Here is a 22508-nt window from a genome sequence, read left to right as displayed (position 1 = left end):
TCGAGAACACTATTCTCACAGCGGAAGAATTACCTTACACTGAGGCCATGTCCGCTGCCGCCGCGAGGGGCGCCGCCTCCGGCGTCACTCGTGCCCTCGCCGCCCTCGGTGCCAGTGCGTTCTTCGCCGAGATCGCGACCGCCTACCTCGCTCTCTTCGGCACTCCCGAACCCGGACGAGCCCTGCCGTACCCGCCCGGGCGGCCACCGGAGCCGTTTCCCTTCCCCGATCCGCGCCGGGAGCATCGCTGACCGGCTCGCGCGACCTGGACAACGGTCAACCGGCGGTCCCGGAGGACGGCCGGAGGAGCAGGTCGGCCGCTGTGTAGGGGTCGCCATGACCGTTGGCGACGTCGGCGGCGAGGCGGGCGAGGTCGGGATGGGCGCGCAGGCGGGTCTGCGCCAGCGAGAGGATCTGGGCACGGGCGCGGGCCGTCCGGCGGGCGAGGGTGTCGGACCGGTGATGGGCCTCGATCGCCTCGACCAGGGCGGGCAGTCCATCGCCTCGTGAGGCGACAAGGGTGAGGATCGGCATGCCGGTCTCGGTGTGCAGGTCGCGGACCGTCCGGTCGGCGCCGTCGCGGTCGGCCTTGTTGACGACCAGGAGGTCGGCGACCTCCAGCAGTCCCGCCTTCGCGGCCTGGACGGCGTCGCCCGCCCCCGGGGTGAGGATGACGATCGTGGGGTCGGCGACGGCGGCGATCTCGATCTCGGACTGCCCGACACCCACCGTCTCCAGCAGGATCAGGTCGTACGACAGGGCGGAGAGCAGCCGCACGGCCGCGGGGACCGCGGCGGCGAGCCCACCCAGATGACCGCGGGTCGCCAGCGACCGGATGAGCACCCCCGAATCGGTCGTGTGCGCGGCCATCCGGATCCGGTCGCCGAGCAGCGCACCGCCGCTGTAGGGCGAGGACGGGTCGACGGCGAGCACCGCCACTCGCAGACCGCGCTCCCGGTACGCGCCGACGAGCGCCGCGACGGTCGTCGACTTGCCGGCGCCGGGCGGCCCGGTCACGCCGACCACCCGGACCGGAACCGGGTCGAGGGCCGCCAGCACCTTCTCCCTGTCCTCGCCCTCGACCAGGCTCAGCAGCCGCCCGGCCGCCCGGAGAGATCCGTTACGCGCCGCGGCGACCAGGTCCTCGACGTTCATCGGGCGTGCGGGTCGACGAAGCAGCCATCGGGTGCGACGCCGCCGGCCGCCTCGGCGCGGCCACGCCGGATCGGGACGGTCGCCTCGTACGGGCGGCCGCGGCGTCGGGTCATGGGGCGTGGACTTCGATGACGGTGGCCGAGCCCATGCCGCCTCCCGCGCACATCGCGGCGACGCCGATGCCACCGCCCTGGCGGCGTAGCTGGTGGACGAGGGTGACGAGCATGCGCGCTCCGGTCGCGGCCACGGGGTGCCCGAGGGAACAACCGCTGCCGTTGACGTTCACCCGGTCGGGGTCCAGCCCCAACAGCCCGATGGTCGCCACGCACATCGCGGCGAAGGCCTCGTTGATCTCGAACAGGTCGACGTCGGCGACCTGCAGCCCGGCGCGGGCCAGAGCCTTGGGGATCGCCTTGACCGGGGCCAGCCCGGTCTCGGCGGGGTCGACGCCCACCGACGCCCAGGATCGCACCGTGGCCAGGGCGGGCAGGCCGAGCCGGTCGCTGGCCACCACCAGGGCGGCCGCGCCGTCGTTGGCACCGCAGGCGTTGCCCGCGGTGATACTGAACCCCTCGATCTCGGGATGCAGCGGTTTCAACGACGCCAGCTTCTCCAGCGTCGTGTTCCGCCGCGGGTGCTCGTCGACCGCGAACGTGCCATGCGGCGTCTCGATCGGCACGACCTCTTCGTCGAAGCGCCCCTCATCGATCGCGCGGACCGCATGGCGATGCGAACGCAACGCCCACGCGTCCATCTCCTCCCGCGACACACCTGCCTTGACGGCCGCGTTCCACCCCACAGTGATCGACATGTCCATGTTCGGCGCGTCCGGCCGATCCGGATGCGTCGGCGGAACCCACGGATCCACCCACTCCCCCTCCACCCGGAACCGGGCCTGGGGGGAGGTGGAGGCGGAGTTGACGCCGCCGGCGATGACGAGTTCGTCCATACCCGCGCGGATGCCGGCGGCGGCTCCTTGGACGGCGGCCTGACCGGCGGCGCAGTGCTGGTTGTGGGCCAGCCCGGCCACCGAGGTCAACCCGGTCGTCACCGCCGCGTGCCGGGCCAGCACCCCGCCGCCGTAGTGCCCCTCGCCCAGGATGACCTGGTCGATCAGGGCCGGGTCGAGTCCGGCCGCGGCGGCGGCGACCACGTGGTGGGCCAGGTCGTAGGCGGTGGTATCCCGCAGGGTTCCCTTCACGGCGGTGCCGATCGGGGTGCGCAGCGCGGACACGATGACGGCTTCAGGCATGCGAGGTCTCCAACTCGGCCAGTAGGGCGCGGCGTAGCAGCTTTCCGGTATCGGTCTTGGGCAACTCGGCGCGGAACACGATGGTGTCGGGGGTCTTGGAGGAGCGAAGCCGGTCCTTGACCCACCGCCGGATCTCCTCCGGGTCGCCGTCGCCGACCAGGACGGCGACGACACGCTGCCCCCATTCGGGATCGGGCAGACCTACCACGGCCGCCTCGACGACCCCGGGGTGGGCGAGGAGGACGTCCTCGATCTCGGCGGGGGCGATGTTCTCCCCGCCGCGGATGATGGTGTCGTCGGCGCGGCCCTCGATGAACAGGTACCCCTCGGCATCGAGCCGCCCCCGGTCGCGGGTGGGAAACCAGCCGTCGGCGTCCAGGACACTGTGCCCGCCGTACTCGCCGGAGATCTGCTCACCCCGCACGAAGACCAGCCCGGTCCGGTCCGGGCCGAGCGGCCGGCCGTCGTCCGAGCGGATCTGGAATTCCACCCCCGGCAGCGCCCGCCCCACCGACCCCAGCCGGGCCCGCACCACCGGGTCCTGCGACTCCAGCGCCTTGCGGTGGTCTCCTGGCCCCAGCACCGCGACCGACGACGCCGTCTCGGTCAGCCCGTAGGCGTTGACGAACCCGGCTCCCGGAAAGACCTGCAACGCCCGTTCCAGCACGGGGCGGGGAGTGCGCGCACCGCCGTAGGCCAGGCTGCGCAGCGTCGGGGTGGCGGCGTCGTCACCCTCGACCCGCGCGACGATCCGCGCCAGCATCGTCGGCACCAGCAACGCATGCGTGACCCGCTCCCGCCGTACCGTCTCCAGCCACTCACCCGCCTCGAACCCCGCCAGATACACCACCCGGCGCCCGGTGTAGAGATTGGTCAGCAGGTTCGCCAGCCCGGCGATGTGATACGGCGGCACCGCCACCAACGCCGCGTCGCCCTCCTCGGCAGAGGCGAACTCCAGAGTGTTCAGCACGTACGCGAGCAGATGCCGGTGCCGCAGGACGGCCGCCTTCGGGGCGGCGGTCGTGCCACTCGTGTAGAGCAGCACGGCGACGGCGTCCTGGTCCTCGCCTGAGGCGGACGTCTCCCCTTCCCCGCCGAGGGGACCCTGGGACGGCTGGTCCGCCGGTTCGAGGAGTGCGTCGAGGTCGGAGGGGCGCAGGACGAGGGCGCCCGGGTGGCGGTCCTGCAGGCTGCTCAGCTGCTGTTCACCGAGCCGGTAGTTGAGAGGGACGAAGGGGACGCCTGCCAGCGCCGCTCCGAAGAGGGCGACGGGATAGGCGAGATGGTTGGCGCCCAGGTAGAGAACCGCCGGGTACTTCCGGAATCGTCCGGCGGCGGTCTGGGCGAGGGACATGAGCTCGGAGGCGGTCAGCGAACGACCGCCGGCCGTCACCACCGCCCGGTCACCGGCCGAGGCCGCCATTTCCAGGATCATGACTATGTTCATGAGAATGATATTCTCCCAAACCAGAAGCCATACTTGCAAGAGAGGATAACATTGATGCAGATCAGTGGGAGCTCAGCCATCGTGGTCGGTGGGGCCGGTGGGCTGGGAGAGGCCACCGTGCGCCGTCTCCACGCGGCCGGGGCCAAGGTCGTGGTCGCCGACCTCGCCGATGACAAGGGCAAGGCCCTGGAGGAGGAGCTGGGCGTCCGCTACGTACGCACCGACGCCACCGACGAAGACTCCGTCCAAACAGCCATCGCCGAAGCAGAGGCCGCAGGCCCGCTGCGGATCTCGATCGACACCCACGGCGGACCCGCCACCGGAGGGCGACTCGTCGGCAAAGACGGCCAACCCCTCGACCTCGCCGGATTCCGCCAGACCATCGAGTACTACCTCACCGCCGTCTTCAACATCATGCGCCTGACCGCCGCCGCCATCGGCCGACAACAACCCACCGACGACGACGGCAACAGAGGCGTCATCATCAACACCGCCTCCATCGCCGCCTACGAAGGCCAAATCGGCCAACTCCCCTACGCCGCCGCCAAAGGCGGCGTCCTCGCCATGACCCTCGTCGCCGCCCGCGACCTATCCCCCCTCGGCATCCGCGTCGTCACCATCGCCCCCGGCACCTTCCTCACCCCCGCCTACGGCACCGCAGGCGACCAACTCCAAGCCTTCTGGGCCCCCAAAATCCCCCACCCCAAACGCATGGGACACTCACCCGAATACGCCGCCCTCGCCCACCACATCTGCGAAAACGACTACCTCAACGGCGAAACCATCCGCCTCGACGCCGCCCTCCGATTCCCACCCAAATGAGCCGCTCGCTCGAGGGGAAGGTCGCGTTCGTGGCCGGTGCCAGCCGGGGCATCGGCCGGACGGTCGCGATGGCGCTGGCGGAGGCGGGGGCGGCGGTCGCGGTCGCCGCGCGCTCGGAGCGTGAGGGACGGCTGCCGGGGACCATCCATGCGGTCGCCGACCGGATCCTCGCGTCGGGTGGCAACGCGCTGGCCGTGCCCTGCGACGTCACCGCCGAGCAGTCGGTCGAGGCGGCGGTGGCCGCGACGGTCGCCGAGTTCGGCGGAATCGACATCCTGATCGCCAATGCCGGGGTCCTCTGGCTCGGCCCGATCGAGACCACCCCGCTCAAGCGGTGGCAGCTCTGCCTGGACGTCAATCTGACCGGGGTGTTCCTTGTGACCAGGGCCGTTCTCCCCCATGTCAGGGCGCGTGGTGGTGGCTCGCTCGTGGCCGTGACGACCGGAGGCGTCGCGATGACCGACCGGGGCGCCAACGCCTACTGGGTCTCCAAGGCGGGCGTCGAACGCCTCTACCTCGGCCTGGCGACCGAGCTGAGGCCGGACAACATCGCGGTGAACTGCCTCGCCCCGTCCCGGGTCGTCCGCACCGAGGGCTGGCTCGCGGGCGGCGGCCAGGAGATCCCCCCGGAGATGGTCGAGCCTCCGGAGGCGATGGCGAGGGCCGCCGTGCTGCTGGCCGGGCAGGACGCGGCCGGCATCACCGGCACCGTCCAGCGCTCCGAGTCGCTCTGCTGAGGCGGGGACCGTACCGCACCGAAGGCCGCGGTCCCGGGGGCCGGTGCTCCCGGGACCTCGGCCGCATCAACCGGTACGGCTAAGGACCGTCCGAGCCCCGGGGGACGATGAGGACCTTGCCGACGGAGGTCCGCTCGGCCACGGCCGCCAGCGCGACCGCCGCCTCCTCCAGCGGATGGACGGCGTGGACATGCGGCTTCAGCGCTCCCGTCAGGAAGAGACCGGCCAGCTCGGCCCGGCCTCGCAGGAGGGCGTCGCGATCGTGCCGGGCCCAGCCGCCCAGGTCGAAGCCGTGCACGGTGACGCCCTTGAGCATCACCAGGTTGAGCGGAATGCTCGGGATGTGTCCCGCGGCGAAGCCGACGGTCACATAGCGGCCGCCCCAGCGCAGCGCGCGCAGTGCCGGTTCGGCGTGGTCACCGCCGACGGGGTCGAGAACGACGTCCGCCCCACCGGCCTCGGCGAGGCGCCGCTTGAGTCCGTCATAGGGCAGCACCACGTCGGCTCCCCTGGTCAGGCACAGGTCGCGTTTGGCCGCGGAGGAGGCGACGGCGATCACGCGCGCGCCGAGCAGATGTCCCAGTTCCACGGCCGCCAGGCCCACCCCGCCGGCCGCGCCGAGGACCGCCAGCGTCTCCCCCGCCCGGAGCCCCGCGACGAGGGTGAGTGCGTGGTGGGCGGTGGCGTGGGAGACGCCGGACGCGGCGGCGGCCAGGAGATCGGCGTCGGGCGGCAGCGCGGTCAGGCTGGTCGCGGGCACGACGACCCGTTCGGCGAAGGCCCCGACGAACACCGAACCCGACACCGCGTCGCCGGGCGCGAACCCCGCGACGCCGGGCCCTGCCTCGACGATCCGGCCGGCGAACTCGCTGCCGGGGGTGAAGGGCACCGGCGCGGCGACCTGGTAGGCCCCCTGGACGACGAGGATGTCGGCGAAGTTCACCGCGGCGGCGCGCACCTCCACGACGACCTGTCCGGGGCCGGCGTCCGGCTCGGGCACGTCCTGCACCGTCAGGTCGTCCAGGGAGCCGTGCACCGTGCAGCGCAGGGCCCTCACAGCTTGGTGGTGGCGGCCAGGCCGGCGGCTTGGCGCGCCATGTCGAGGACCACGTCGCCGTAGTAGGCCATCTTCTGGTTGTCGGCCTCACCGCGCACGAACCGGGCGTAGCCGCCCTCCAGGACGATGGCCATCTTGAAGCGGGCGAGCACGACGTAGTAGTCGATCTCGTCGACCGGGCGGCCGCTGACCCGCGCGTAGTACTCGAGCAGATCCTCGCGGTCGGGCATGCCGTGGTAGTCGACGTAGCCCGCGCGCGTGCGGTCCTCGTCGGCGTTGGGCCAGCCCATGACGACCCAGGCGAGGTCGAGCAGCGGATCGCCGACCGTGGCCATCTCGAAGTCGACGATGGCGGCGAGGCGGGCGGGACCACCGTGCTCGAACATGACGTTGGCGAACTGGTAGTCGCCGTGGATGATGCCGGGCGTCCAGGCCCGGGGGCGGTGGCCGCGCAGCCAGGCGGCGGCCTCCTCCAGGCCGGGTAGCTCCCGGAACCGGAACGCGGCGAGATGGCTCAGCCAGCGGTCGACCTGCCGGTCGTGGAAGCCGTCGGGCTTTCCGAAGCCCTCCAGCCCCCGCGCCTTCCAGTCGACCGAGCCGAGCTTGGCGATACCGTCCACGAGCTGGTAGGCGAGGCCGGCCCTGGCCTCCAGGTCGGTCCCGAAGGGCTCGGGCCACTTCTCGATCCCCATCGGCGACCAGCCGTCGACGTAGTTCATGAGATAGAAGGACGCGCCCATCACCTCGGGGTCGTCGCAGGCGGCGATCGCCTCGGGATGCGGGACGTCGGTGCCGTTGAGCGCGGTGAGGACGCGGTACTCGCGGAGCATCGTCTTGTCCCGGCCCGGGGGGACGATACGCGGGGGCCGGCGGAGGACCATCCGCTCGCCGCCGCGCAGCACCTCGAATATCTCGTTGGACGTTCCTCCGGAGATGTACCGCAGCTCGGGAACCTCACCCTGCCCGGCCAGCTTCTCGGCATCCATCCAGCGGGCCAGCCGCACCGGATCGATCAGGGCGGTGGAGGTCGGGGCGGTATCGGTCATGAGCTGGTCACCTCGTGTTCCAGTAGCGCGGCGATGCGTTCGCGGGCCCACGCGCGGCGGGCCGGCAGGTGCTCGGTCGGCCAGAGGCCGGGGGCGGCGCTGTGTTCCTTGAGGACCTCGCGGGCGACCGTCACCTGGTGGACCTCGGTCGGCCCGTCGACGACGGCCATGACGGCGGCGGCCCGCCACAGATCACCGAAGGGCATTTCGTTCGAGACGCCCAGCGCGCCGTGCAGGTGCATGGAGCGGTGGACGATGTCGTGCAGGACCTGGGGGGTGAGCAGTTTGATGGCGGCGATGTCCTTGCGGACGCGCCGGTAGTCGCGGTATTCGTCGATCTTCCAGGCGGTCCGCAGGACCAGCAGCCGGAACTGCTCGAGCTGGGCGTAGGACTCGGCGATCGCGGCCTGGACGAGTTGCTTGTCGCCGAGGACGCCCTGGCGGGTCTCGCGGGACAGGGCGCGTTCGCACATCATGTCGAGCGCCCACTGGCACTGGCCGACCACCCGCATGGCGTGGTGGACCCTGCCTCCGCCCAGCCGGGTCTGGGCGATGGCGAAGGCCTGGCCCTCGCCGCCGAGCAACGCGTCGCCCGGGACCCGGACGTCGTCGTAGCGGATGAGGGCGTGCATGCCCTCCTCCTCGCTCTCGCCCATGATGCCGAGGTGTCGTTCGATCCGGATTCCCGGGGTGTCGGAGGGGACCAGGAACATCGACATGCCCTGGTAGGCGTTCACCTCGGGGTCGGTGACGGCCATGACGATGACGAAGCGCGACGTCCTGGCGTTGGAGGAGAAGAACTTCCGGCCGGTGATCACCCAGCCGTCGCCGTCGCGCACGGCCCGCGTGGTGAACAGTGCCGGATCGGAACCGGCGTGCGGTTCGGTCATGGAGAAGCAGGAGAAGCACTCGCCCTCCAGCAGCGGGGTCAGGTAGCGCTCCCGCTGCTCAGGGGTGCCGTAGTGAGCGATGATCTCGGCGTTGCCGGTGTCGGGTGCCGCGGTGCCGAAGATGATCGGCGCCCAGCTCGAAGACCCGAGTATCTCGTTGATGAGGGCCAGCTTGACCTGGCCGAACCCCTGCCCGCCCAGCTCGGGGCCGAGGTGCGCGGCCCAGAGGCCGGCGTCCTTCACCCGCTGCTTCAGCGGCTGGACCAGCGGGGCGAGCTCCTCGTCCAGCGGGTGGTAGGCCCGCCCCGGATACACCAGGTCGAGCGGGTGGACGTTCTCGGTGGTGAACCGGCGGATCCACGCCAGCCGCTCCGCGAACTCGGGGTCGGTCTGGAAATCCCACGCCACGAAAGGCCTCCTTGCCTGGGGACGAACTGCGCGAGAATACAATTCTCGCTAGCGAAAGTCAGAGTCTCATTCCCCGGTCCCGGGTCCGGCCCCGGCGGTGAGCCTCCCGACGATGGAGCGGAAGTCGTCGGTCTGGAACGACTGGTCCTCCGCGGTCGTGGCGAAGTCGAGGGTGGCGAGGACGGCTCGTTCGAGGTGCAGGTTGAGCAGCCGTTTGGTGCTCTCGACCGCCTGCCGCGGCAGCCCGGCGATCCGTTTCGCGCACGCCAGGGCCTCGGCCAGCGGATCGGCGGCGACATGGTTGGCCAGCCCGAACGCGACGGCGCGGTCGGCCGGGATGCGCGCCCCGGTGAGCGCGTACTCCTTGGCGATGAGCAGGCTGGTGTGCAGGGGCCAGGTGAGCGGGCCGCCATCGGCCGCGACGAGGCCGACCTGCACGTGAGGGTCGGCGAGATAGGCGGTCTCGGCCATGTAGACGAGGTCGCTGAGCGCGACCAGGCTGCAGCCCAGGCCGACGGCCGGGCCGTTGACGGCCGCGACCACGGGGACGCGGCAGCGTGCCATGCCCAGGACCAGGTCGCGGCCGTGCGCGATGGTCCGGGCGCGCAGGCCGGCGTCGCGCCGCAACTCGTCCAGGTAGGCGAAGTCACCGCCCGCCGAGAACGCCTTGCCGTTTCCCGTGAGCACCGCGGCGCGCGCCTCCCGGTCCTCGCTCAGCCGCGGCCACAGCCGCGCCAGCCCGGTGTGCAGAGGCTCGTTGACGGCGTTGAGCGCCTCGGGCCGGTTCAAGGTGATGATCCTCAGCGGACCGTCCTCACAGACGTCGATCTCCTGCGGCAGGTCGTACATGTCAGGCTCCCAGTCCGAGGATCCGCGAGGCGATGATGTTCTTCTGGATCTGCGACGTACCGCCCATGACGCTCTGGGCGCGGCTGTAGAGGTAGGCGCTCAGCAGTTCGGGGTCGCGCGTCCCGCCCACGGCCAGCGCCGCGTGCCCGACCGACTGCTCGACCCAGGTCATGAGCAGCTTGTCCAGCGAGCCCTCGGGCCCGTGCGCGACCCCGTCGAGCCGTTCGGACAGCCGTCGCCGCACGTGCAGCCGGAGCATCTCGGTCTGCACCGCCGCCCAGGCGAGCTCGTCGGACGCGGTCCCTCCCGTCCTGGCCGCCAGATCGCGGACGAGCTTGCCGTACCGGGCCGAGTAGCCCAGCTCGGCGGGTTCGCGTTCGTGGCCGACGACCGTCATCGCCAGCGCCCAGCCCTCGCCCGGTTCGCCGACCATCTGATCCGCCGGCACCCGCACCCCGTCGAAGAGGACCTGGCCGAACTCGTTGGTCACCCCGTTCATCATCCGGAGCGGACGCTGCTCGATGCCCGGTTCGCGCATCGACACGACGAACGCCGACAGGCCCCGGTGGCGGGGCACGTCCGGGTCGGTACGGGCCAGCACGAGGCACCAGTCGGCGACGTCGGAGTAGCTCGTCCAGACCTTGTGGCCGGTCAGGACGTAGGCGTCGCCGTCACGGGTGGCGGTCGTCGTCAGGGAGGCGAGGTCCGAGCCGGCTCCGGGTTCGCTGAACCCCTGGCACCAGCGCTCGTCCCCGGCGATCATGCCGGGGAGGAACCGGCGCCGGAGCTCCTCGCTGCCATGTCTGCCCAGCCCCTGGACCAGGTAGCCGAGGCTGGGCCGGGGCGGTGCGCCCGAGCTCGCGAGTTCCTCGTCGAGGATGACGTCGTAGACGGGCGGCAGCTCCCGCCCGCCGTACTTCCGGGGCCACGACAGGCCGAAGAATCCGGCCGTGTAGAGCGCCCGGTGCCATTCGCCCTGCCGTCTCCAGTAGTCCTCTCCCGAGGTCGGGAACGTTCCGGCCCGCTCGGCCAGCCAGGTCCGCAGCCGGTCCCGGAACGCCGCCTCCGCCGGTGAGTCACGAAAGTCCAAGATCGATCTCCTCCAGCCGCACGGGGAACAGGTCGGTGGAGGCCAGCGCACGCCGCAGGTACACGTGGACGAGGCACTCCCAGGTGTTGCCGATACCGCCGTGCACCTGCACGGCCGTCTCACAGATGGTCCGGGCGGCGCGCGCGCAGTAGAGCTTCGCGATCCGGGCGGCCTGGATCGCCTCCGCCGGGGTCAGGGCGTCGACGGCCCAGGCCGCGTGCCGCAGGACGCTCACCGAGCCCTCGATCAGGGCGAGACCTTCGGCCAGCGGATGGGCCACGGCCTGGTACGACCCGATCGTCTTCCCGTACTGCTCGCGGACGTTGGCGTAGTCGCGGGCCATCGCGTGCGCGCCACGGGCCGCCCCCACCAGATCCGCGCACGTCACGACCAGCGCCAGCGCCCGCCACCGCCCCGCCGATTCCGCAGACAGCTCGCCGACCGGTTCGAGCGGGCCGAGTACGCCGGCGTTCCTCCTGGTCAGGTCGGCTCCGGGGACCAGAGCCCCGACCCGGCCGGCCAGGATCCGGTTCCCGCTGAGCGTCAGGACGTTCTTGACGCCCCGGGCGTCCGTCGCCTCGGCGTCCACCGCGATCGTCCAGGGCCGGGCACCGTCGGCGTCGTCCCCGCGCAGGCCGTCGGCGAGCACGGGGCCGAGGAAGGGAACGTCGACCAGGCCCCGGCCGAACTCCTCGACGACGATGGCGACCTCCACCCCGGACGCCCCGTCGGAGCGCAGGGTCCGCCAGCCGGTCGCGGCGACCGCCTTCTCCAGCCGTGCGACCCGGTCGTCGTCGGCCAGCTCGTGTACGGAGCCGGGGCCGAGATCGTCGGCCAGCCGGGCTGCCGCGTCACGCAGTTCCCGCTGTTCACGTGTCAGACGTGCGTCCATGGCGCTCCTTCAGGACTCGGCGCAGCACCTTGCCGGAGGGCAGGCGAGGGATCTCGGGCACGAGGACCACCCGGCTCGGCCGCTTGTAGGAGGCCAGCCGTTCTCCGACCAGCGCGATGAGCTCCGCGGGCTCGACCGGGCCGGACGTCGCCACGGCCGCGACGACCGCCTCCCCGTCCTCGTCGTCGGGGATTCCGAAGACCGCGCAGTCGGCGACGGCCGGGTGACCGTGCAGGACTGCCTCGACCTCGGCGGGCGCCACCTGGAACGCCCGCACTTTGATCATTTCCTTGGACCGGTCGGTGAGCCGCAGCCACCCGTGCGCGTCGAGGTCGCCGACGTCGCCGGTCCGGTACCAGCCGTCGCAGAAGGCCTCCGCCGTCGCCTCGGCCGGCAGGTAGCCGGCCATCAGCGACTCCGACCGCGCCTGGATCTCCCCGGTCTCACCCGGCCCGACCGGCTCCCCGGTCTCCAGCGACACCACCCGCAGGCGCACGCCAGGCACCGGGCGTCCGGCGCTGTCGAGCCGTGCCCGGTCGAGCGGGTTGCAGGCGATGACGGGCAGTTCGCTGGCCCCGTAGGCGGGCACCCAGCCGACCCCGGTCCGCCGGGTGACGGTCTCGGCGACGCTCCGCGTCACCGGCGTCGCGCCCCACATGATGAAGCGCAGCGACGAGAGATCGTACGATTCGAGCTTCGGGTGGGACGCCAGTGCCAGCGCGATCGGCGCGACGGCCATCTCCACCGTGATCCGGTCGGTCTCGATGTGGTGGAGCAGCCGGTCGAGGTCGAACCGGCGGTGCAGCCGCGACCAGGCCCCCGTCTCCAGCGCCGTGACGATGTTGAGCAGGCCGAGGATGTGCGAGGGCGGCGTCGCGATCTGAATCCGGTCCCGGGCCGTCAGCTCCAGCGCGTCCCGCCAGTGCCGTACGGCGGCGCCGAACGACGCGTGCGTGTGCCGGACGGCCTTCGGCAACCCCGTCGTGCCCGAGCTGAACACCAGCACGGCGTCCGCACCCGGATCGGGGTCGGGAAACGGGCCGCCCCCGGGCGTGACCGGCTCGTCCAGGTGCAGCATCGGCATCAGCTCGGCCAGCACCGGATGGTCGCCCACGGCGTGCGCCGGCTCCGTGATCGCCAGGGCGTACTCGGCCTCGCCCCGCTTCCAGGCCGGGCTGAACAGCACGACCGCCGCGCCCAGCCGCCAGATCGCCCGCACCGCGACCACGAACTCCGGGCGGTTGGACGCCATGAGCGCGACGCGCTCACCCGCCCGCACCCCTCGTCGCGCCAGCGTCCCGGCCAGCCCGTCGGCCAGCGCCTCCAGCTCCGCCAGGCTGTATTCCCGCTCCTCGAAGACGAGCGCGGCGCGCTCGCTCATGCCCTGTCCCCCGCGGTCCTCGGGGAGGACCCGGGGCCCGTCCGATGCGTGCTGCACGACATTGAGAGGCTCCCACCTCGTGAATGAGAATAGTATTCTCATGCTATCAGAATCTTAATATCAGAAGGAGCCGTCCATGCCGAGACCCCCTCTGTTCCAGCGCGCGACCGTCACGCGGATCGTGCGGGAGAACGCCGACGCACGGACCTTCGTGCTCGCTCCGCATGAGGGGCCGTTCAGTTACCGGGCCGGGCAGTTCTGCACGTTCCGCGTCCGCGTGGACGGCATGGAACTGCTGCGCTCCTACTCGATGTCGAGCGCCCCGGAGACCGATGCGGAGCTGATGACGACGGTGAAGCGGGTGCCGGGCGGCCGGGTCTCGAACTGGCTGCACGAGCACGTCGCGGAGGGCGACGAGGTCGAGCTGACCCGGCCCGCGGGGGTCTTCTGCCTGCGCGAGACCCGGGTGCCGTTGCTGGGGTTCTGTGGCGGCAGCGGGATCACCCCGCTGCTCTCGCTGGCCAAGAGCGCGCTGGCGACCACCGGGCGCGCGGTGCGGTTGCTGTGCGCGGACCGGGACCGGGAATCCATGCTCTTCGACTCGGCCCTCGGCGAGCTGGCCCGGCGGTATCCCGGCCGGCTCTCGGTGCTCCGCCATCTCGACGTGGAACAGGGCCTGGTCGGCCCGGCGGCCGTCCGGGAGTTCGTCGGGCCGGACGGCGACGCGGACTGCTACGTGTGCGGGCCGGAGCCCTTCATGGACATCGTGGAGGCCGCGCTGCCCGGACCGGGCCGGGTGTTCGTCGAGCGGTTCGGCGTCACGCCCACGCCCGTGGCCGATCCCGGCCCCGAACTCGAGGGCGAGATCACCATCGTGCTCGGCAACAGGCGGGTGTCGGTGCCCCCGCACGCCGGCGAGACCCTTCTGGAGAGCGCCCGCCGGGCGGGCCTCGCGCCGCCGTTCTCCTGCGAGGCGGGCAACTGCGCCACCTGCATCGCCAGGCTGACCGAGGGCGCCGTGAAGATGCGGGTCAACGACGTCCTGACCGAGGAGGAGGTCGCCGAGGGGTACGTCCTGACCTGCCAGAGCGTGCCGGAGACGCCGACGGTGACGGTCCGCTACGAGTGATCGGGCAGGCCGTCGTGCTCGCCCAGGCGGGGCGGCGGCCGGTACTCGGGGACGTGTCCCGCGACCCGGACGGGGCTGCCGACCAGGCGGTGGCCACCGGCGGTCACGATCATCTCCGGGGTCGCCGCCAGTGCCTCCGGCAGCGTCCGCACGGCCGCCGCCGGGACGCCCAGCGGACGCAGCCGGGACTCCCAGGCCATGGCGGTGTCGGCGGCCAGTGCCTTGGTCACGGCGGCCAGTACCTCCTCGCGCCGCGCCGCGCGCTCGGCCATGGTCGGGAAGCCCTCGACCCCCGCCTCGGCGGCGAAGGACTTCCAGAAGCCGTCGTGCGTGACGAACAGCGCCAGATACCCCTTCGCCGTCGGAAAGAGCTGAGCCGGTACGTAGTAGGAGTGCGCACCGTTGGGCAGGCGCTGCGGCTCCGTCCCGTCGTTGAGGTAGGCCGATGCCCGGTAGTTGAGCTGGGACAGCATCACGTCCCGCAGCGAGACCTCCACCTGCCCGCCGCGCCCCGAGACGATCTGGGCGAGCAGGCCGAGTGCGGCGGTGAGGCCGGCGGAGTTGTCGGCCGAGGAGTACCCCGGCAGTGTCGGCGGACCCGCGGGGTCGCCGGTGAGCGCGGCGACCCCGGTGGCCGCCTGGACGACGTAGTCGAAGGCCGGATCGTCGCCTGCCGCCAGGCCGAAGCCGGTGAGCGCCACGCACACGATCCGCTCGTTCCACCGCCGCAGGGCGTCGTAGGTGAGCCCGAGCCGGTGGATCGCCGACGGTTTCAGGTTGACCAGCAGCGCGTGCGCTCCGGCGGCGAGCTCGCCCAGGCGGAGCCGGCCCGCCTCGGAGGTCAGGTCGAGGCGGACACTGCGCTTGCCCCGGTTCAGGCTGGCGAAGTAGGAGTCGCCCACCTGCCGTGAGATGTCCCCGCCCGGTGGCTCGATCTTGGTGACCTCGGCGCCGAGATCGGCGAGCATCATGGTCGCGTACGGGCCCGCCAGCATGTGGCCGACCTCGAGGACGCGGATGCCCGTGAGCGGCCCACCGGTCATCTCAGCTCCGCCGCGAGCTCGGCGATCATCTCTCGGGTGCGGAGTTTGGAGGCGATCAGTTCGTCCCGGCCGTCGCCGAGCGGCAGCAACCGCACCGACAGATCGGTGACCCCGGCATCGGCGAACCGCCGGAACCGCGCCGCGATGGCCGCCTCGTCGCCCGCCGCGCACAGGTCACCGACGTCCCGGGCGTCTCCGTACTCCAGCAACCGCTGGTAGTTGGGAGAGATCTCCGCCTCGCCGAGGATCCGGTTGGCGCGCTCCCGCGCCGCCTCGACCTCCGACGGCCGGCACAGGCAGACCGGGATGCCCGCGACCACGCGCGGAGCCGGTCGTCCCGCGCCGTCGGCCGCCTTGGTGATGCGCGGCAGGACATGGTCGGCGACCGCCCGCTCGTCGGCCATCCACAGCACGGTCCCGTCGGCCCGCTCACCCGCGAGCGACAGCATGACCGGGCCGAGCGCGGCGACCAGCACCGGCAGCGGGGCGACGGGGCCGAGGTCCATCGGGTTGTGCACCGTGAACGTCGTGTTCTCGACGTCGACCGGCCCCGGTCCGCGCAGCGCGACGTCCAGGACCTCCAGGTAGTCGCGGGTGTACCCGGCCGGCCGCTCGTAGGGGAGCCCGAGCATGTCCCGCACGATCCAGTGGTGCGAGGGCCCGACGCCCAGTGCCAGCCGGCCGCCCGCGGCGGCCTGCGCGGACAGCGCCTGCCGCGCCAGCGCGATCGGATGCTGCGCCTGGAGCGGCACCACCGCGGTCCCCAGCTCGATCCGCGCCGTGCGCGCCCCCATCAGGGCCACCGCCACCAGCGCGTCGAGCTCCGTCGGAATCTGCGGCACCCACGCCGTGCTCAGGCCCGCGGAATCGGCCCACTCCACGTCCTCGATCATCCGCGCGACCTTCCGCGCCGAGTCGCCCCGCTCCGGCCCGATCATCACTCCGACCCGCATGATGCCTCCAAGTTGAAGATCCGGTTCAGTAGGACCGGGCAGGTCGGCCCGGCCGTCGCCCTCCGCACGCCGCGCAGAGGGTTCAGGGTGGGGCGGGGGTGCCGGTCAGCGCCCGCAACTCCGTCACGAGGACGTCGAGGGGGGTACCGGTCGGGAAGACCGCGGCGGCGCCCGCGGACCGCAGGCCAGGGACGTCGGCCTGGGGGATCGTGCCGCCGACGACGACGGCGATGTCGGCGGCGTCGGCGGCCCGGAGTGCCTCGATGGTGCGGGTGGTCAGCGCGAGATGCGCACCGGACAGGATGCTCAGACCGACGACGGCCACGTCCTCCTGGAGGGCGATCGCCACGATGTCCTCGATGCGCTGGCGGATGCCGGTGAAGACGACCTCGAAGCCGGCGTCGCGCAGCGCGCGTGCGACGATCTTGGCGCCGCGGTCATGGCCGTCCAGACCGGGCTTGGCGATCAGGACCCGGGCCGGCATCAGAACACCACCGGCTGCTGGAACTCGCCCCAGGCCGCCTTGAGCACGGCGACCATCTCCCCGACCGTGCAGTACGCGTTCGCGCAGTCGATCAGGGGGCCCATGAGGTTACCGGTGCCCTCCGCGGCACGCGCCAGGTCGTCCAGCCGGGCCCGGACCGCCGCGGGATCGCGCTCGGCCTTCACCCTGGCGAGCCGCTTCAGCTGCCGCTCGCGGCCCGCCGCGTCCAGCTCGTAGGTCGCGAGCTCGGGGGCCGGCTCGGCGGAGACGAAACGGTTGACGCCGACGACCGGCCGGGTGCCCGCCTCGATCTCCTGGTGGAGCCGGTACGCCTCGTCGGCGATCATGCCCTGCAGGTAGCCGTCCTCGATCGCCCGGACCATGCCGCCGTGCCGGTCGAGGTCTTCCATGATCTCGACGATGCCGGCCTCCGTGGCGTCGGTGAGCGCCTCGACGAAGTACGAGCCGCCGAGCGGATCCACGACCCGTGCGACGCCGGTCTCGTGGGCGAGGATCTGCTGGGTGCGCAGGGCGAGCGTCGCCGACTCCTCGCTGGGCAGCGCGAACGGCTCGTCCCAGGCGGCGGTGAACATCGACTGGACGCCGCCCAGCACCGAGGCCATCGCCTCGTAGGCCACCCGGACGATGTTGTTCTGCGCCTGGGGGGCGTACAGGGAGGCGCCGCCCGCGACGCAGCCGAAGCGGAACATCGACGCCTTGTCCGAGGTCGCCCCGTAGCGCTCCCGTACGATCGTCGCCCAGCGCCGGCGTCCCGCCCGGTACTTGGCGATCTCCTCGAAGAAGTCGCCGTGCGTGTAGAAGAAGAAGGAGATCTGGGGAGCGAACTCCTCGATCGTCATACGGCCGCGGGCCAGCACGGTGTCGCAGTAGGTGACCCCGTCGGCGAGGGTGAAGGCCATCTCCTGCACGGCGTTGGCCCCGGCGTCACGGAAGTGCGCGCCGGCCACCGAGATGGCGTTGAACCTCGGCACCTCGGCCGCGCAGAACTCGATGGTGTCGGCGATCAGCCGCAGGGACGGCTCGGGTGGCCAGATCCAGGTGCCGCGCGAGGCGTACTCCTTGAGGATGTCGTTCTGGATCGTCCCGGTGAGCGCGGCCCGTGGCACACCCTTGCGCTCGGCGGCGGCCACGTAGAACGCCAGCAGGATCGCGGCCGTCCCGTTGATGGTGAAGCTCGTGCTGATCCGGTCGAGCGGGATGCCCTCGAAGAGGATCTCGGCGTCGGCGAGGGTGTCGACCGCGACACCCACCCGGCCGACCTCCTCGCTCACCTCGGGGTCGTCGGAGTCGTAGCCGCACTGGGTGGGCAGGTCGAGCGCCACGGACAGCCCGGTGCCGCCCTGGTCCAGCAGATAGCGGTACCGGCGGTTGGACTCCTCTGCGGTACCGAAGCCGGAGTACTGCCGGAAGGTCCACAGGCGCCCCCGGTAACCGGAGGGGAAGTTCCCGCGCGTGAAGGGAAAGCGGCCCGGGTCGGGCGGCTCGGCATGCCGGTCCGCCGGTCCGTAGACCGGCTGGAGGGGGATGCCGGACGAGGTCTGGGCGAAGTCGTTCATCTCTGCATGCGTTTCTTTCGAAGAGAGAATGCCGATACCGGTTCACTGCCCGGCGGGGGCGGCCCGGTCCTGGCCGGCCTCGTGACCACGAAGCAACTGGTCCTTCATCACCTTGCCGGTCGCGTTCAGCGGCAGTTCGTCGAGGAACTCCACGTACCTGGGCACCTTGAACCCGGCCATCCGCGCACGGCTCCAGGCGATCAGATCCTCCGCCGAGACAGGGCCGTGCCGGACCACGAAGGCCTTCCCCACCTGACCGAGCCGCTCGTCCGGGACTCCCGCCACCGCGACCTGGGCGATGGCCGGATGCTCCAGGAGGAAGCCCTCGATCTCGGCCGGGTAGGCGTTGAAGCCGCCCACGATGAACATGTCCTTCTTGCGGCCGACGATCCGCAGGTGCCCCCGGTCGTCCAGCGTCCCGAGGTCTCCGGTGTGCAGCCAGCCGTCCTGATCGATCGCCTCGGCGGTCGCGGTCGGGTCGTCGAGGTATCCCTTCATGACGCTGTACCCGCGGACCAGCACCTCGCCGTCGCCGGCGATGCGCACCTCGACGCCGTCGCACGGCGTGCCGACCGTCGTCGCGATGTCCTCGAACGAGTCGCCGGGCCTGGACGCGGTGACCGTCCCCGCCTCCGTCAGCCCGTATCCGGTCATGATCGACTGGAAGGGCAGCTCGCTCCTGATCCGGCGGATGAGCTCCACCGGGATGTCGGCCGCGCCGGTCACGGCCGCACGCAGGGACGACAGGTCGCGCTCGCCCGGTGCCGACAGCAGCGAGTGGTAGAGCGTGGGCGGGCCCGGCAGCATCGTCACCTTCTCGCGTTCCACCAGGTCGAGCACCTGGTCTACATCGAAGACCGGCACCGGAATGATGGTGGCGCCGCGGATCAGGGACGCGATGCAGCCCGCCTTGTACCCGAAGATGTGGAAGAACGGGTTGACGATCAGGTACCGGTCGCCTTCCCGCAGGTCGGCCAGGTCGCACCACTCCGCGTACAGCCGGAGGGTCTGGGCGTGGGTCATCAGGACGCCCTTGGGCCGCCCGGTCGTCCCGGAGGTGAACGAGATGTCGCAGACGTCCTCGCCGCTCACCCCCCGTTCGAAGGGCGAGCCGCTGGAGAGGAAGTCCGACTTCAGGTCGATCACCGGTACGCCCGGGGGGCCCGCGTAGTCCAGGCCGAGGAAGCCCTTCTGGACGAGTACGGCCTTCGCCCCGCTCCGGCGGATGATGTCGCCCGCCTCATCCGCCTTGAACCTGGTGTTGACCGGAACCATCACTCCACCGGCGGTCAGCAGGCCGAACGCCGCGATGATCCATTCGGCGGAGTTGGGCGCCCAGATCGCCGCCCGGTCGCCCTTCTCGATCCCCGCCTCCGCGAAGGCGCCCGCGGCGACGCGGACACGGCCGGCCAGCTCGGTGAAGGTGAGCCGGACCGGCCCGTCCACGATCGCCTCGGCGTCGCCGAAGCGGTCGGCGGCGCTCAGCACCATCCGGGGGATGGTCTCCCACTTCATTTCGCGATGAGCCGGGCCAGGTTGCCGCCCATGATCTTGGCCTGGTCCTCTTCGCTCAGCTTGCCGAGGGCGTCGACGTAGGAGACCGGGTCCGCCAGCCCCTCGGGATGCGGGTAGTCCGAGCCGAACAGCACCCGGTCGACGCCGATGAGGTCGGCCAGCTCGGCCATGTCCTCCTCCCAGAACGGGCTGACATGGATGCTCTGCTTGAGGGCCGCGACCGGGTCGCCGGCGAACTCCGTCGGCATCTTCTTGTAGACGTCGGCCAGCGTCTTCAGCAGCGGCGCCACCCAGGACGAACCGTTCTCGATCACCGCGATCTTCAGCCCGGGGACCCGGAACAGTGCGCCGTGGCAGACCCACGAGGCCACCGCGTCCTGGATCGGCCGCCACTCGGCGATCGCCCGGAAGGCGTCCGCCTTGAACGGCAGCATCTCCTTGCCGCCGCCCTCCCAGTCGCTGGTGTACCGGGCGTAGCCGCTGTCGGAGGAGTGCATCGCGACCAGGACACCGTGCTCGACCACGCGCCGCCAGAACGGATCGAACTCGGGCAGCGCGAACGAGCGCGAACCGCCGTAGCCCGGAACGGGCGCGGGCCGCACCAGGATCGCGCGCGCACCGCGCTCGACGACCCAGTCGAGCTCGGCGATCGCCTTCTCCACGATCGGCAGGCTGATCACCGGGGTGGTGAAGATGCGGTCCTGGTAGTTGAACGACCAGGTCTCGTGCAGCCACTCGTTGAGACCGTGCACGACCGCGTGGATAAGTTCGGGTGAGTCCCGCATCCGCTCCTCGATGAGGGACGCCAGCGTGGGGAACATCAGGGTCTGCTGGATGCCCAGCTCGTCCATGAGCTTCAGGCGCGGCCCGGGCTCCCGGAAGGCCGGGATCGACCGCATCGGCTCGCCGAAGATCTCGCGGCGGCTCTTGCCCTCGGGGTTGCCCACCCGGAAGTAGTCCTCCATCGCGCCGGGGCGGGCGACGACCTCGAAGGTGGGGTTGGGGATGTACTCGCTGATCTGACCGCGGATCGCGATCTTCGTACGGCCGTTCACCTGCACGTACTGGATCGCGCTCCGGTATTGCTCCGGAAGGTACTTGGTCAGCGCCTCCTCGGTCTCGTACAGATGGTTGTCCGCGTCGAACAACGGATACGGCAGAACGCGCGACGACATGAGATCCTCCCTTGCTGATTGCGAGAATCTTATTCTCGACCCTGGCGTACTGCAATGTCTTGACGGAGAAGGAACTTCTGGATCTTGCCGCTGGCGGTGCGCGGAAAGTCGTCCACGGCGTGCAGTTCCTCCGGCCATTTCTGCCGGGCCAGCCCTGACCTGTGGAGATGGGCCCGCAGCTCGTCCATCGTGGGGAGGGGGAATTCGAGCCTCAGCCGTACGACCGCCGCGGCGTGTTCACCGAGTCGCGGGTCGGGAGCGGCCACCACCGCGGCCTCCGCGATACCGGGCATCGCGAGAAGCACCTCCTCGACCTCCAGAGCGCTGATGTTCTCGCCACCGCGGATGATGAAGTCGGCCTTGCGGTCGGTGATCGTGAGGTAGCCGTCCTCGTCGATCACGCCGATGTCACCCGTGCGGTACCAGCCGTCCTCGTCGAACGCCGCCTCGGTCAGGGCCTCGTCGGTGTAGCCGAGGCACAGATCCGGGCCCCGGCTGAGGATCTCGCCGTCGGCGTCCAGCCGGATCTCCGCGCCGGGCAGGACGTTCCCGTCGGTGTACAGCCGCTTGCGCTCGGGCGCGGTGTGCCGCGAGCCCGTGATCGACGGGTGCTCGGTACTGCCGTAGGAGCGGAACACCGTGATGCCGAGATCCGCCAGCCGGGTGGTGACCGCCGCCGGGACCGACGAGCCGCCGAGGCCCACGTACTTCATGTGCGGCAGATGCCGGGCCGTGAAGTCGGGATGGTCGAGGAGGCTCGTGACGTAGTAGGTCGCGCCGCCTCCCACCGTGAGGCCCTCGCCCGTCATCAGCGCCAGCGCCCGGCCCGGGTCCCAGACGTCGGTGAGGTTCACCGGCGTACCGTCCAGCACCGGGATCAGGAAGGCGTTCACCATGCCCATGAAGTGCCCCACGGGGGTCGCGGTGAGCTGCCGGCCCCGGTCGGGCGGGTAGAGCCCGGCGAGCTGGCGCGTCTCGCAGCCGAGCGTCCGATGGCTGTGGACGACGCCCTTGGGATCGCGTGTGGTGCCGGAGGTGAACGCGATCAGAGCGGGGCCCGCCGGGTCCGCCGCGACGGTGCCGGGCATGGGGTCGGCACTGAGCAGGTCGTCGAAGTCGCGCCCCACCACACCGACGATGGGCACTTCCGCGTACAGGTCGGGCTGGCACTCCATCCGCCCGAACCGCTCGGCCGTGACGAAGACGCGAGGCTCGATCGCGTCCAGGATGTAGCCGAGCTCCTTGCGCCCGTAGAAGTGGACGACCGGCACCACGGCCGCACCCAGGAACGCCGATGCCCAGAAGACCGCGGCGGCCTCCATCCAGTTGGGCAGCTGGAACGCGATCACGTCACCGGGGCCGACGCCTCGCGCGCGCAGGCCCCCGGCCAGCCTGCGCGCGACCCGCTCGACGTCACGGAAGGTCCCCGACCACGGCCGTACGGCCGAGTGCACGCGGAACGCGGCCTCGGGAGCTGCGGCGAGCCCACGCGCCAGGAGGTCACCGATCGTGTCCTGAGTCCACCAGCCCTCGGCTTCGTACCGCTTGACCAGCTCGGCGGGGATCGTTCGCATGGTGAGGGTTCCCTCCGTGAGACGAGAACTAC

At 71.4% G+C, this 22508-nt stretch carries 21 protein-coding genes; 4 read left to right on the top strand and 17 right to left on the bottom strand.

Translation table 11 applies throughout. The features are described 5' to 3' along the window. The first annotated feature begins 47 nt into the window (after window positions 1-47). Complete coding sequence (locus tag ACRYCC_RS05895; protein ID WP_433809460.1) at window positions 48-251, top strand: hypothetical protein; 204 nt, start codon at window positions 48-50, stop codon at window positions 249-251. 25 nt (window positions 252-276) lie between these two features. Here the strand turns inward: ACRYCC_RS05895 and meaB are convergent, their stop codons facing one another. The 3 genes from meaB to ACRYCC_RS05880 all read right to left on the bottom strand — a co-directional run bounded on the left by meaB (window position 277) and on the right by ACRYCC_RS05880 (window position 3854). After that, window positions 277-1155, bottom strand: coding sequence for a methylmalonyl Co-A mutase-associated GTPase MeaB (meaB, locus tag ACRYCC_RS05890; RefSeq protein WP_433809459.1), 879 nt, complete (start codon window positions 1153-1155; stop codon window positions 277-279). Between the two features lie 109 nt (window positions 1156-1264). Continuing rightward, complete coding sequence (locus ACRYCC_RS05885) at window positions 1265-2407, bottom strand: thiolase family protein (RefSeq protein ID WP_433809458.1); 1143 nt, start codon at window positions 2405-2407, stop codon at window positions 1265-1267. Continuing rightward, entirely contained in the window at window positions 2400-3854 is a 1455-nt protein-coding gene (locus ACRYCC_RS05880; protein ID WP_433809457.1) for a class I adenylate-forming enzyme family protein, read from the bottom strand. The genes ACRYCC_RS05885 and ACRYCC_RS05880 overlap by 8 nt, the downstream gene beginning before the upstream one ends. A 54-nt stretch (window positions 3855-3908) precedes the next feature. Here ACRYCC_RS05880 and ACRYCC_RS05875 point away from each other — a divergent pair, with 54 nt between their 5' ends. Continuing rightward, window positions 3909-4676: an SDR family NAD(P)-dependent oxidoreductase gene (locus ACRYCC_RS05875; RefSeq protein WP_433809456.1), complete on the top strand. Its 768-nt coding sequence runs from the start codon at window positions 3909-3911 to the stop codon at window positions 4674-4676. Continuing rightward, entirely contained in the window at window positions 4673-5413 is a 741-nt protein-coding gene (locus tag ACRYCC_RS05870) for an SDR family NAD(P)-dependent oxidoreductase (protein ID WP_433809455.1), read from the top strand. The genes ACRYCC_RS05875 and ACRYCC_RS05870 overlap by 4 nt, the downstream gene beginning before the upstream one ends. Before the next feature lie 79 nt (window positions 5414-5492). Here ACRYCC_RS05870 and ACRYCC_RS05865 read toward each other — a convergent pair whose 3' ends face one another. The 7 genes from ACRYCC_RS05865 to ACRYCC_RS05835 form a co-directional block, all read right to left on the bottom strand. Continuing rightward, a complete protein-coding gene (locus tag ACRYCC_RS05865) occupies window positions 5493-6470 on the bottom strand; it encodes an NADPH:quinone oxidoreductase family protein (protein WP_433809454.1) in 978 nt (325 codons plus the stop codon). Then, a complete protein-coding gene (locus tag ACRYCC_RS05860) occupies window positions 6467-7516 on the bottom strand; it encodes a phosphotransferase family protein (protein ID WP_433809453.1) in 1050 nt (349 codons plus the stop codon). Before ACRYCC_RS05860 ends, ACRYCC_RS05865 begins: the two co-directional genes overlap by 4 nt. Further along, window positions 7513-8814: an acyl-CoA dehydrogenase family protein gene (locus tag ACRYCC_RS05855; RefSeq protein WP_433809452.1), complete on the bottom strand. Its 1302-nt coding sequence runs from the start codon at window positions 8812-8814 to the stop codon at window positions 7513-7515. The genes ACRYCC_RS05860 and ACRYCC_RS05855 overlap by 4 nt, the downstream gene beginning before the upstream one ends. Before the next feature lie 66 nt (window positions 8815-8880). Continuing rightward, a complete protein-coding gene (locus ACRYCC_RS05850; protein WP_433809451.1) occupies window positions 8881-9663 on the bottom strand; it encodes an enoyl-CoA hydratase/isomerase family protein in 783 nt (260 codons plus the stop codon). Between the two features lies 1 nt (window position 9664). After that, a complete protein-coding gene (locus tag ACRYCC_RS05845) occupies window positions 9665-10753 on the bottom strand; it encodes an acyl-CoA dehydrogenase family protein (protein ID WP_433809450.1) in 1089 nt (362 codons plus the stop codon). Beyond that, window positions 10740-11645: an acyl-CoA dehydrogenase family protein gene (locus tag ACRYCC_RS05840; protein WP_433809449.1), complete on the bottom strand. Its 906-nt coding sequence runs from the start codon at window positions 11643-11645 to the stop codon at window positions 10740-10742. Before ACRYCC_RS05840 ends, ACRYCC_RS05845 begins: the two co-directional genes overlap by 14 nt. Then, complete coding sequence (locus tag ACRYCC_RS05835) at window positions 11623-13026, bottom strand: class I adenylate-forming enzyme family protein (RefSeq protein ID WP_433809448.1); 1404 nt, start codon at window positions 13024-13026, stop codon at window positions 11623-11625. The genes ACRYCC_RS05840 and ACRYCC_RS05835 overlap by 23 nt, the downstream gene beginning before the upstream one ends. A 136-nt stretch (window positions 13027-13162) precedes the next feature. Between ACRYCC_RS05835 and ACRYCC_RS05830 the strand changes: the two genes are divergently transcribed. Then, entirely contained in the window at window positions 13163-14155 is a 993-nt protein-coding gene (locus ACRYCC_RS05830; RefSeq protein WP_433809447.1) for a 2Fe-2S iron-sulfur cluster-binding protein, read from the top strand. Here ACRYCC_RS05830 and ACRYCC_RS05825 read toward each other — a convergent pair. From ACRYCC_RS05825 to ACRYCC_RS05795, 7 genes are all read right to left on the bottom strand, one after another. Continuing rightward, window positions 14146-15198 carry a CaiB/BaiF CoA transferase family protein gene (locus ACRYCC_RS05825; RefSeq protein WP_433809446.1) on the bottom strand — a complete coding sequence of 351 codons (1053 nt, stop codon included), beginning with the start codon at window positions 15196-15198 and terminating at the stop codon, window positions 14146-14148. The genes ACRYCC_RS05830 and ACRYCC_RS05825 overlap by 10 nt on opposite strands. Next, window positions 15195-16151, bottom strand: a complete 957-nt coding sequence (locus ACRYCC_RS05820; RefSeq protein ID WP_433809445.1) for a TIGR03564 family F420-dependent LLM class oxidoreductase — start codon at window positions 16149-16151, stop codon at window positions 15195-15197. The genes ACRYCC_RS05825 and ACRYCC_RS05820 overlap by 4 nt, the downstream gene beginning before the upstream one ends. Window positions 16152-16233: 82 nt before the next feature. Further along, the gene (locus ACRYCC_RS05815; RefSeq protein ID WP_433809444.1) at window positions 16234-16635 is read right to left on the bottom strand and encodes a cobalamin B12-binding domain-containing protein; all 402 of its coding nucleotides are present in this window, start codon (window positions 16633-16635) and stop codon (window positions 16234-16236) included. Beyond that, on the bottom strand, window positions 16635-18212 hold the full coding sequence (locus ACRYCC_RS05810; RefSeq protein WP_433809443.1) for a methylmalonyl-CoA mutase family protein: 1578 nt from the start codon (window positions 18210-18212) through the stop codon (window positions 16635-16637). Before ACRYCC_RS05810 ends, ACRYCC_RS05815 begins: the two co-directional genes overlap by 1 nt. A gap of 42 nt (window positions 18213-18254) precedes the next feature. Then, window positions 18255-19727 (bottom strand): FadD3 family acyl-CoA ligase, encoded by a 1473-nt coding sequence (locus ACRYCC_RS05805; RefSeq protein ID WP_433809442.1) that lies wholly within the window; start codon window positions 19725-19727, stop codon window positions 18255-18257. Beyond that, window positions 19724-20902, bottom strand: a complete 1179-nt coding sequence (locus ACRYCC_RS05800; RefSeq protein ID WP_433809441.1) for an amidohydrolase family protein — start codon at window positions 20900-20902, stop codon at window positions 19724-19726. The genes ACRYCC_RS05805 and ACRYCC_RS05800 overlap by 4 nt, the downstream gene beginning before the upstream one ends. A 29-nt stretch (window positions 20903-20931) precedes the next feature. Further along, window positions 20932-22476 carry an AMP-binding protein gene (locus ACRYCC_RS05795; RefSeq protein ID WP_433809440.1) on the bottom strand — a complete coding sequence of 515 codons (1545 nt, stop codon included), beginning with the start codon at window positions 22474-22476 and terminating at the stop codon, window positions 20932-20934. Window positions 22477-22508 lie beyond the last annotated feature (32 nt).

It is taken from the genome of Actinomadura scrupuli, from assembly GCF_050971785.1.
In the GTDB taxonomy this organism is placed as follows: domain Bacteria; phylum Actinomycetota; class Actinomycetes; order Streptosporangiales; family Streptosporangiaceae; genus Actinomadura_E; species Actinomadura_E scrupuli.
The sequence above is the reverse complement of the archived record's forward strand: the minus strand, read 5'-3'. Positions and strand labels throughout refer to the sequence as shown.